Raw genomic sequence first — 1,006 nt, forward strand, 5'->3', positions numbered from 1 at the left:
TGCTGCTAGCGATGGCGGTAAGATCGTTCCATCGGTTGTTTATTTTGGTTTCGATAATATTCGCTTCTTTAATCAGGTTCAGGTGTTTGTACTGCCGGCTTTATTATTTTTCTCATGGAGTGAGCGTTTCGGACGGCTTGCTTTGCTAATGCTATTCGGCAATTTGCTATTGATGTACTTGGGCGGCGGATTAGGGATTAGTTTGGTGTGGGCGCTTACCCTATTGTTTATCGCATTTTTTGATAAGCGCATGGCGGTAAAAGGGTTGTTGGTGTCTGTAGCTGCTTACGCTTTAATGTGCGTTCTTTTGTATATGTCGAGTTTTGATGAGTCGGCAAAACAATTAATTACAGTAAACGATGGTGGTCGCATACCTCTATGGTTGGCGACTATCGATCAGCTTAGTTTGATGCACTTACTTGTTGGTATCGGGCCGGGTTTATTCGAAGCACCGGTTAAATTGATAATGCTCAGCCACCCGCATAATTCAATTTTGGAATTGTTAGTTGAATGGGGCGGAGTTGCTACAGTTGCGATGATTGGCATAGTGCTTTGGACCTTGTCGTTGTATCGAGGACGATTGAAGGCGAATAGAGCGGTTGAGCTGATTGATATTGCCTTTATGTCTTTTTTAGGCGCTTTGATGCTTTCATTGGTTTCTGGTGTGATCGTTATGCCAATGGCTCAGTGCCTGTTATTTGTATTTTGGGGTTTGTTTCTCGGGCTTTATTTAGGGTCTATTTCCCGTCAAAGTGACTTGCGAATTATGTCATTAAAAACCTCGACTCAAGGTTCGTCCCGAAGTACGATTTTAACGACTATGCTAGCCATCACGCTTTTGTTTATCGTTGTTGCATATGTGATATTGATCGGCATAAGCTATTCGCTAATGGATCCTTTTGCTCCGGCCATGCAAGGCCCACGTTTTTGGCTTAATGGCGAACGATATTTGGACCTCATAACAATAAAGAACTTTTTAATTGGTAAGTGATATGGATATAAAAAA

The 1,006-nt window shown here is 42.1% G+C and carries 1 protein-coding gene; it reads left to right on the forward strand.

Annotated elements, in window-relative coordinates; translation table 11 throughout:
- Positions 1 to 991 (forward strand): O-antigen ligase (locus tag A3739_RS29160; RefSeq protein WP_197471961.1); only part of this gene is annotated, 991 nt, incomplete at its 5' end.
- Between the last annotated feature and the right edge of the window lie 15 nt (positions 992 to 1,006).

The sequence above is a fragment of the Oleiphilus sp. HI0067 genome (genome assembly GCF_001635735.1).